General features: G+C 43.2%; 8 protein-coding genes. 2 read left to right on the top strand and 6 right to left on the bottom strand.

Annotated features, from left to right (window positions below; all coding sequences use genetic code 11):
• The first annotated feature begins 92 nt into the window (after positions 1-92).
• On the top strand, positions 93-446 hold the full coding sequence (locus tag AB6E08_RS04095; protein ID WP_017099450.1) for a hypothetical protein: 354 nt from the start codon (positions 93-95) through the stop codon (positions 444-446).
• 143 nt (positions 447-589) lie between these two features.
• Here the strand turns inward: AB6E08_RS04095 and AB6E08_RS04090 are convergent, their stop codons facing one another.
• From AB6E08_RS04090 to AB6E08_RS04070, 5 genes are all read right to left on the bottom strand, one after another.
• Complete coding sequence (locus AB6E08_RS04090) at positions 590-1,486, bottom strand: RNA polymerase sigma factor RpoD/SigA (RefSeq protein WP_371706992.1); 897 nt, start codon at positions 1,484-1,486, stop codon at positions 590-592.
• A gap of 406 nt (positions 1,487-1,892) precedes the next feature.
• Complete coding sequence (locus AB6E08_RS04085) at positions 1,893-2,225, bottom strand: Hpt domain-containing protein (protein ID WP_009844988.1); 333 nt, start codon at positions 2,223-2,225, stop codon at positions 1,893-1,895.
• The gene (locus tag AB6E08_RS04080) at positions 2,219-3,808 is read right to left on the bottom strand and encodes a response regulator (protein ID WP_017099448.1); all 1,590 of its coding nucleotides are present in this window, start codon (positions 3,806-3,808) and stop codon (positions 2,219-2,221) included. Before AB6E08_RS04080 ends, AB6E08_RS04085 begins: the two co-directional genes overlap by 7 nt.
• Before the next feature lie 288 nt (positions 3,809-4,096).
• Positions 4,097-5,647, bottom strand: coding sequence for a DHA2 family efflux MFS transporter permease subunit (locus AB6E08_RS04075; protein ID WP_017099447.1), 1,551 nt, complete (start codon positions 5,645-5,647; stop codon positions 4,097-4,099).
• Between the two features lie 3 nt (positions 5,648-5,650).
• Complete coding sequence (locus AB6E08_RS04070) at positions 5,651-6,715, bottom strand: HlyD family secretion protein (protein ID WP_009844998.1); 1,065 nt, start codon at positions 6,713-6,715, stop codon at positions 5,651-5,653.
• Positions 6,716-6,843: 128 nt separating this feature from the next.
• Here AB6E08_RS04070 and AB6E08_RS04065 point away from each other — a divergent pair, with 128 nt between their 5' ends.
• Positions 6,844-7,746 (top strand): LysR family transcriptional regulator, encoded by a 903-nt coding sequence (locus tag AB6E08_RS04065; protein ID WP_017097897.1) that lies wholly within the window; start codon positions 6,844-6,846, stop codon positions 7,744-7,746.
• 72 nt (positions 7,747-7,818) lie between these two features.
• On the opposite strand, the gene AB6E08_RS04060 is transcribed toward AB6E08_RS04065, so the two are convergent.
• The gene (locus AB6E08_RS04060) at positions 7,819-10,173 is read right to left on the bottom strand and encodes a glycoside hydrolase (protein WP_017097898.1); all 2,355 of its coding nucleotides are present in this window, start codon (positions 10,171-10,173) and stop codon (positions 7,819-7,821) included.
• Positions 10,174-10,247: the final 74 nt, after the last annotated feature.

The following is a 10,247-nucleotide window of genomic DNA, read 5'->3' as shown; positions in this document are numbered from 1 at the left end:
CTTTTTTATTTGTTTTTGTCTCGCTAAATAGACTTGAGAACAGATAAAAATGTCCTTAATTATTAGAAGAGTTAATTAAAAGGAGGGACGACATGTATCGATATGTCAGTTCGCCACAAGCGTCGAAATACATCGTGCCACCACCTCAACATCGTGAGTTGTCGAGTGTGGATGTTCCTGAGTCTGAATTGGAGATGCGAGAAATTCTAAATAATTGGTTTGCCGATGGTTTGGCTCCGATTATTCAAAGTGATGGCGATTACATTTCGGCAAGCGACCAAGTGCGATTTGAAAAACTTAGCCGCACGGTTGGCATGTTATTGAGGAACAAAGACTATTACTTTGCCACTAAGCGTATCCTATCTTTGTGGGAGCAAGATTGCCTTGAAACCACCTATGTTAATTACCTCATTCTACGCAGCGAAAGAGGTACTTCGTTAAGGTGATTAAACGCAGCCTGGATTCGCTGACCATGATTGCTTGTTTTGAGAGCTATGATGACTCAAGTTTGCTAAGAAGCAGGCAAACAAAAAGGGCAAGCTTTTGAGGCTCACCCTTGTGATTGTTCTTTAAATGTCTATTTAGCTATTTAGACCCAACCATCAAATTTCAGTCGTTTTTGAATCCTCTCGACCGCTTCTTTCTGCATCTGTCTAACTCGCTCATTAGAGACATTCACATCCAACATTTGTCCAACCTCAGACAGTGTTTTCACCTTGTTGTCGAAGAAACCAAAACGGTGAATAAGAACCTTCTGCAATTTAGGTGGCAGTGTGTTTATGATCTGCTCTAGCGCATGTGTAAATGATTGGTCTTCACAGTCTTGTTGAGGATCGGGGATGTATTCACTTTCGCACTGTTCAAGTACAAGTGGTGCGTGGCTGATACCAACCGTCGTTGTTACGTCAATAAACCCGCTTAACGCAACCAGTTGATCGACACGTTCAGCTTTTACGCCTGAGCTATTCGATAATTCTGAGATCGAGATTTCTTTGCGCATTTTTTTGCTTACATCGAGCTTCTTTGATGCAAGGCTATTAATTTCTTTACACACATGAGCAGGTAAGCGAACGGTACGACCTTTATTCATTAAGGCCGCTTCAATATTTTCGCGAATCCACCACACAGCATAAGTGGAAAAACGATAGCCGGGTTCTGGATCGTACTTATCGATGGCCTTGATTAAGCCAATATTCCCTTCTTCGATAAGGTCGAGCAGTGTGAAGTTGTTGCCTTTGCGTTTTAGATAACTTTTTGCGATTTTTACAACGAGGCGTAGATTCGATTCGATCATGATGTCACGTGCATGTTTGTCACCCGTACGATTCAACTTTGCGTAATACAATTCATCTTCACGCGATAACAGATCAATGCCCACGATATCCTTTAGATAGTGAGCATAAGGTTCTGTAGCAGTTGAAAATGATTCTTTAATGGGAGTTTCATTCGTGAGCCCCTGAAACGCAGCAAAATTGTCATTGTTCATTTCCTTGTCCTTATCTAGCCGACTGAACGTTTTATTTATTTTATTATTATGTCACCAGGTGAATAACACTTGGTTTCATTGAAGTGTAGGTAACAGTTTCTTCTTTACCAATAAATAAAATGCAATTTCGTATGTTTATGTCACAAAAAAATCTACAAATATTTAACTATTTTGCATCCCATCGAGTGTGACGGTTTTTTGTTCAAGACATGTATGTAGGAGGTCTATAAAGTGTTGCTATGTTTGAGCTTATCTAGATAAATACCATGAATTTATAGGCGTGGATTAGCTATATCATTGAGAGAGAAAATGATAAGGAAAATGACAAGAGTCGAGGTTCAATGTTTCCAAATACCTCAACTCCTTTGGCTACTAAGTTTCACCACGTAACTCTTAGTTCTATCGACTAATAAGTGCTGAGCACATCATCGATTTGTTGATTGATGATTTTTACTTCGCTGTAGATAACCGAAAGGTCATCCGTTTGAGGTGCTAGTTTATTGGATGTGTTTTGCTCGACTCTTTCTAAGGCCGCTGTAGCTGTTTCTTCGCCGAAGCTGGCTAATATGCCTTTTAATGTATGTACGATAAAATGAAGCTTGCCCCAATCTTGTTGCTGTACCAGTTCTTGTATCTCTTCTAATGAATTGCCATGGTCTTCTTGATACACAGACAATACAGCGAAGATTATTTCTCTGTCATTATCTAAGTAGGCATTTAAGGCATCGATATCTAGCATATAGACTCCTGTTGGCTGTATGTTGAAAATGGGCTAGGCGGCTTACTCGAAAAACCAGATCTTAATGAATCACTAATCCATTGATTCCATTTTGGAGGAAGTTCTAACTGTAAAATTTCTCTTAAATAGTCGTCGCTAAGTTTTTCATCTATATGAGCTTTATGAACGGCATATATATAGTCAAGTTTGGCGGCAACTGAATATGGGTAACTGTGAATATAGTCTTTTAATTCCTGTATTGACCCAAAGTTATCAATGTTTATACAAGTTGAAGGGTCGACATTTTTGGACTCAAGTTTGTGGTTTACTGCTTCTCCACGAGATTTTAGGCATTCCACTGCTAAGTGATAAAGAGAGTACTCCCCAAAATGGACGAGCAGTGGTAATAGTTGATCGAGCAAGTAAGTTGGTTGGCTGTGGAAATTATTCGCTAACAGCGTTGAAGCTCTAATCACTTTTTTGTGGGCAACCTGAGGGCTATTTTCGATGAGCAAGATACTGCTCTGAAACAGGGCAAGGCTGGCTAAAACCTGCTGCTGTTGTTTTACCGGAAGTTTCAGGTTTACTAACTCGGTGAATTGGTTGGCGTGCTCAAGCAAAATACGTTTGTACTTTAGTTGCGTCTCGCGCTGATAAGTCGCTTTTAACGAATTAAAGTGCGCACAAATGGAGTGAATGACATCAATGTCAGCAGCTGAAATATGGGTCGCATACATCTCACCTAACTTTATGATCATACGTGTGTTGTCTGCGTTCTCAGCTAAGTCAATCGCCCTGATTGCACGATGGCTGATACTTGGTGTCATCTCAAATGCACGAATCGCTAATTTCAGAGCAGGAAGCAGCATCTTATGTTTTTCGTAGATACAGCTTAAGCAATCAATGACGCTCAATGAGAGTGGCTGCGCGATCAGAAAGTTGTGGAGCTTATCTATGGCTAGCTCCTGTTTGCCTAAACTGTCGAGAATCAGAGCTTCAGCAACCAGTTTCGTCGGGTGCATGTTGGTTTTCGAGTGGCTAATGACGCTAGAGAGTAATTGCCATTTCTTACCAGAAATTAAATGTTCAATCAGTGTCGCTTCGAATTGAACGCTAGTGCCATTAGGCGAGAGCGCTAATGCTTGAGCCAATTTATCCTGACTGGTGATTGGATATAACTCGTTCAGTTGTGTCAGCTTCTTCGAGATGGACACAGCACTTTGGATCTTTTTACCTAACCTCTGAGTATGAATCGGTTTAGAAACGAAATGGTGTGCCTCACCTGAAAGGGCAGTTAATACCGTTTCTTGCCGCATATCTCCGGAGAGTAAAATTGTCGCAACCGTATGGTCGATGAGCCTATTTCGATACAGAATTCCTAATAGTTCAAAGCCCGTGAAGAATTGCTCTAAGTGGTAATCGATGAGGAGTACATGAAAAGAGTGAGTCTCGACCGCTTTAATTGCTTGTCGATAGTCGGTCGCAATAAAGATGCAATCATGCGCAATGCCCAAGCTCGAGAGTTGCTGCTTTATAAGAATAGTTGCACTCTTGGAGTCGTCGACAATTAAAACTCGTAGGTCAGGTGGTAAGGTCAAATCCATTTTCCTCAATACCAAATGTTATTTTTAATTTAGGCGTCAAGTTGCACATTGTCAAGGTGCCAATATCACAGACAAACACTCAATAAACTATTGGTAATTAAGGAGTATTCGATAGCATTTGTGAAAGACTTCAAACGCAGGTTACTTTTACCTGATTTTCGTTGGGCTATACGTGTTTTAGAAATAAAAAAGAGGCAAGCCGATAAGCTTACCTCTCAGTTTAATTGTTCGATTTTTTATTCGAAATGTTGTTCTTTTCTTGAAGCTTTATTAAACAAAACTCTAGCGCTAATCACGCATATTTAGAATCAATACTGCAGCTAAAGCCAAGAACGCCGTCATCATTAAGAACACATCGTTGTAAGCCATGATAGCGGCGTCACGTTGCATTGTGCCAAGTAGGCTAGCTTGCGCTTGTTGCATCGCCGTTGCGGCATCACTGCCAGATTGAATAAAGAACGCTTGTTGATCTTTGAGCGTTTGCCAACCCAATTGGCTAACTGAAGGCAGCGACTCTTTGATATGAGCCAAATGCTCGCGCGTCTTGTTATCTAGCAACGTAGCAATAATCGCGATACTAAATGCGCCCCCTAGGTTGCGCATTACGTTGGTTAAGGTTGAAGCGTCAGGCGTGTCCATTTTGCTGATGTTTTTCATCGCAACCAAAGACAGCGGAACCATAATAAACGGGCTACCGATAGCGCGCAGAACCATGGACAAGATCAACTGTTGGCCACCAAAATCAATCGTCATATGTGTATTCACGTAACAACTGAAGCCAAACATCGCGAAACCAAAGGTCACTAAGTACTTAGGCTTAATGATTTGCGTCAGCTTAGGAACGATTGGGAATATCAACAACTGTGGGAAACCCATCCACATCAAGACTTCACCAATCTCCATCGCATTGTATTGCTGAATTTGAGTGAGGTACATTGGCAGTACATAGATAGAGCCGAGCAATGCCATCCCTAGAATCAAATAGGCGATACAAGACATAGCAAACTGCCCATCCCGCAATAGCCGCAAATTCACCAATGGCTTTTTGTGTTGGAGTTCGTTTATCACGAAGTAAACCAAAGTCACTGCAGACACAATACTCAAGCCTATGATGAAGCTCGAACTGAACCACTCTTCACGGTTACCTTCTTCTAGCACCACTTCTAAACAACCTAGCCCTAACGCCATGGTCGCGATACCAAACCAGTCGGCTTTTTTCAGTGTGCCAAGGTCGAGCTTTTCATCATCCAAGCCATATCGGATCATGGTGATCACAAGCAAAGCCGGCGGAATATTGATATAGAAAATATAGTGCCACGAGAAGTTCTCCGTCAGCCAACCACCAAATGTTGGGCCGATCGATGGAGCAAAGGTCGCGGTTACGCCAAACAGTGCCATACCCACAGCACGTTTGTTAACAGGTAATAACTGAATCACTAACGAGAAAGCAAGCGGGATTAAAGCACCACCACTGAAGCCTTGCATCGCGCGGAATACAATCATCGAGGTCATGTTCCAAGAAAACGAACACAACAAAGATGAAATGGTGAAGATGGCCGTCGTCCACGTGATATAACGGCGTTTACCGAGCGCTTTAGAAAGCCAACCACTGAGTGGGATAGCGATCATCTCTGCGACTAGGTAAGACGTAGAGATCCACGAGCTTTCATCCAAGGTGGCAGACAGCGCACCTTGAATGTCTTTGAGAGACGAGTTGGTGATCTGAATATCCAAGATCGCCATAAACGCGCCGATTAAGCCGCCAAAAAGGGCGATCCAATGGCGTCTCGAAACCTCGTCATCATCATTTGTTTGGGTGACAACACCAGTGTTACTCATGGTCTAGCCTCGTTTATCGATGGTCGCTACCACAGACAAACCAGGGAGCAGTCGACCTTTCAACTCTTGCTGATCTGGAATCGTAATTTTCACCGGTACACGCTGAACGATTTTAGTGAAGTTACCGGTCGCGTTTTCTGGTGGTAGGAGCGCAAACTTAGCGCCAGTCGCAGGGGAGAAGCTGTCTACCACGCCTTCAAGTGGTTGACCCGGAAAGGCATCCAGTTCGACTTCTACGGTTTGGCCTTTATGAATACCGCTTAATTGAGTTTCTTTGAAGTTAGCTTCAATCCACACTTGGTTGTTTGGTACCAAACTCATCAATGGCGCGCCTGCTTGAATCAGCAAGCCTTCACGGACGCTACGTTTACCAATCACGCCATCCGCTGGCGCGTAGACCTTGGTGTAATCAAGGTTAAGTTGTGCTTGATCTCTTTGTGCTTGAGCTTCAGTCACGGATGCGTTTGCTTGTTCGATTTCACTCGCAATCACGATTAGTTGATCATTACTTGCGACAAGGTTTGCTTTTGCTTCTTCAAGTTCTGCTTGGGTGACTTTTTGTTGTGCGACCATGCTGTCGACTTCATCTTGCGAAGCATAGTTACGCTTTAATAAGCTACGAGAACGCACGACTTGTTGGATTGCACGCTCGTATTCAGCTTGTGCGGAATCAACACGGCTCTCAGCTTGATTTATTTGGCTACGTTGTAACGTTTGTTGAGCGATAAGGTTGTGTACGCTTGATTGAACGACGCTTAAATGCGCATTCGCCTGAGCAAGTGCAGATTGGTAATCACGATCATCAATTTGAACCAACAAGTCACCTTGTTTAACCGATTGGTTATCACTCACGTAAGACTTAACAATATAACCCGACACCTTCGGGCTTATATTAGTGATGTCGCCTTGCAGGTAGGCATTGTCGGTTGACTCGAAGTACTGGCCATAGCCATACCAATATCCAGCGCCAGCTAAGCCTAATGACAGCATGATCGCAGTAGCAATAAGCGGGGCTTTTTTACGTTTTTTTGTGCTTACTGATTGCGAAGCGTTGTTGTTCTCTGTCATTTTTTATTTCTCATTTTGTTTTTATTTAGATGTAACGAATTGTAAATGAATTCGATTGATTGATAAGATAGGAAAAAAGGGAAACACTGTTGCGTGAATCTTACTAATAGGGCTTTGGGAGAAGTACGATGGACTTAAATGCTGTGACTGTTTTTACACAAGTTGTTGATTGTGGGAGTTTCACGCACGCAGCTGAAGCATTGAACATGACCAAGTCGACCGTCAGCCGAAAGCTAGACGAGCTGGAACAGCACCTAGGTGTGAGGTTGATCACTCGTTCGACACGAAGTTTAGTTTTAACGCCAGAGGGTGAGCGCTTTTATCAGTCGAGCATGCAGATGCAAGAGATCATGAACCAAGCTGAGTTAGAGGTTTCTGCCAATCAGGATTTGATCCGAGGGCAGTTGAATGTTGTGTTGCCTGTCGAATTGGGGCATCAAGTATTAGCCACATACATCCACAGTTTCCTAAAAGAGCACCCAAACGTGACTTTGAACTTAGAACTATCGAATCGAGAAGTCGACATCATTGCGGAGGGGATCGATCTTTACGCACAAATTGGTGAGCTAGTGGACTCGAGCTTGGTTTCTCGTTACCTCACAACATCGAAGCGTGTATTGGTAGCCAGCCCTGAGTATTTAGAACAGTTCGGTGAAATCTCTTCACCCGATGACCTTAAGCCTCCATTTAGGATGATTGAGGTCGTGAACAAGGCGGCACGTCTACCTAAGTGGCATTTGCAATTAGAAGGCGGTGAGTCGATTTTGATCGATCTACCGTGTCAGTTGCGGGTGAATACCATCACGGCATGCCTAACAGCGTGTGTGGATGGGCTCGGCTTGGCGGTGCTTCCTGAATTCATTTGTCGGGAACACTTCAAGACAGGTAAGCTGATTCGCTTGTTACCTGAATATGAGATGCCAGAAGTTTCAGTAAGCCTAGTGTATGCAGACAGACAGTTGATGCCGAAACGTAAGAAGGTCTTTATCGACTATCTACTGACTGCTTTTCAAAATAGGAAGCACAAGTAACGGGCTGAACATTAGCGGTTAAATAAGTGCTTAAGCTTCCTATTATTCGTTTTTGTCTAAACCGTATCGAAGCTAACTATGATTGGGCTGCCAGTCGACGACTTGCCCATTCGCCAATATAGCTTTGACCGATAGGGCAGCAATATCGATACCGTTGTAACGAAATGCCTTGTTAGAGAAGTTGGCAATGATCTTACTCCCGTCACTGAACTCGGTTTGTTGAACTTCGCCGCTTTTGTCTAACCATATGAAATCGACTAATTGTTTATCCCATAGCTGCTCATGTATTGGCTCAAATCCATCTTGATAGTGCTTCAAAGCCTTAAGCCTTGGACTTGAGCTCGATAACGCTTCATCTCGTGTTAAGTGAACCATGGCTGGCGTGTTGTAAAGCATGGCAGTCAAATCACGATGGGCTTTCACATTGGTGAATTTCAAGCTGTCTGAATGCCAGTGGTGTGTGTTAATCACTTCGTCGTGAAATACGGTTTGGTATAGTGGAATTCGGTATTGAGGCGAAAACAGCAATGACTTGTAGGGTTCTTTGACCTTAGCTGACTTGAAGAAAAAGTCAGGTTTATGGTCTGGATACCAACGACCCAAGTAATAAGGTGATTGTAGGTCTTCTTTCATCTCTTTGTCTGACCAACCAAAGCCGACCGTTTCTAAGCCGTGTGCAAAAGCGATGCCTTTTGTCGTCAGGCTATTACCATCTTCAGAACCAAGCACCAAATCGGGTTGATCGCTTAACCACTGCATTCGGTTATTGAAGGCAGAAAGCATATCCGTCTCACTGCTATTATCGCTGTAGTCCTCACGCGCCATCGCAGTCGCATCAACATCTAGGAACAGGCTATTGAAGTGACCAAAACGCATGATGTCTACGGCGCGCTGTTTTACATAATCCAAATGGCAATTCGGGTTCAAGTAAAAACCGTTTCCTCGAAACCCTTTTTTTAGGCTGCCATCCGCCATTTCAATCGCACAACTTTCACGCATCGGTTTTGGTAATTGGGCGGTTAGCCAGTTGTCATTGAGCTTCGCAGGGATGGCTGTGTTGTAGGAGTCATAGGTTCCAACCAGATAACCAGATTGCTTAGCCAGTTCTACTGCATTCGGTTGATAGAATGCTGGCATCCAGTTATCAAAACCTAACCAAAGCTTATTCAAGCCCGCTTTGTTTAGATTGTTGACCATGCCTGATGACAAGGCTTGTCCCCAAGTATCCGGTGCATTGAGATAAGAAGAGGCATGCTTAATCAACCAGCTTTTCTTGCTCTGAGCAGCGGTGTGTTGAGCTTTTATGGTGTTATCAGACAGTGTTGGCGTTGCAACAGGATACAAGCTTTGTAATGACTGGTTAATAGAGTCCAACAACAGTTGTTTGTGATACTGGCTAAACCAATCTTTGCCTTTAGACAGAGGGGATAACTCACGCTTCGCTTCACTTGAAATGTTTAATTGTGAGTCCTCTAGATACCAAGCGTTTAATCCCCACCAGTCGCTCACATCTTGGATACTCAAAGGGTCTTTACCAAACAAGTAGACGTGGCTTGCGCCGATTAGCTTATTCACATCTGGGTTACGCTTTTGCTTTTCGACAAGCGATTCAGAGAGACCATTCTCAATACGCCAATCACGGTATAGTTTAGCGCCATCTAACCAAGAACCTCCAAGTGTTATCCGAACCGTAAAAGGCTGTGATTGATTCAGCGTTGTAAATTGGTGTGAAGCGCTCATATCAATCTTGGTTTTCTCATCAGAGGACGTATCCGACGATACATCAGAAAAGAACAATTGGTTGTTTGTCGGGTTAATCAACTGATAACTGATGAATTGATCATTCTGTTGTACCGTCCAAAATGGCATTTTTAAGTCTTGAGTGGTGTTACTTCCTGAATGGTTGTCGACTAGATAACTACCCCAAAGCTTGTTATTTGTAGGTACACGCATGCCTTCGCTAAAAGGAAGAAATAGGGTCTGAGTTTGTTGTTCTGCAAGATCAAACCACGCCAACTCTACGGGCTGGTTACGTTTCACCTGTATATTTGAAGGGAAGCTGAACTGAAAAGTGAGTTGATCTTGATTTAGTTCTGCCTCAATGTTTATCCCACTAGGTACTAAGGTCCAAGTTGCGGTCTTTGCTGAGTTAGTTTTATCGGAAAGACCAATGACTAGATTCGTCACTTTCTGTGGTTGGTTATCAACGGTGAGAGCGCCGCTGTTAACGCTTAAGCCGTTCCAATCTATCTCTAAAGTATTCGATGAAATAGAGACTGTATTGCTGGTAGTGGTGTTAGCGCTAACGCTGCTATTACTGGTGAGCGTTATTTGGCTCGCTTGTGCATTGGATGAAAACAGACAAGCTGTTGTTAAAGCTACAATGGCACAAGTAGAAAGATTGAGTGGGTGACGTACGCTGAGCATATCTAGATTCCGTAAAGGGTAAGTACGGTTATTACACCCAAGTAGCGCTAGTGCTTTGTCACCTATATGTCTCT

This window comes from Vibrio sp. 10N.247.310.24, assembly GCF_041467175.1.
Lineage (GTDB): Bacteria > Pseudomonadota > Gammaproteobacteria > Enterobacterales > Vibrionaceae > Vibrio > Vibrio tasmaniensis_A.
The sequence above is the reverse complement of the archived record's forward strand: the minus strand, read 5'-3'. Positions and strand labels throughout refer to the sequence as shown.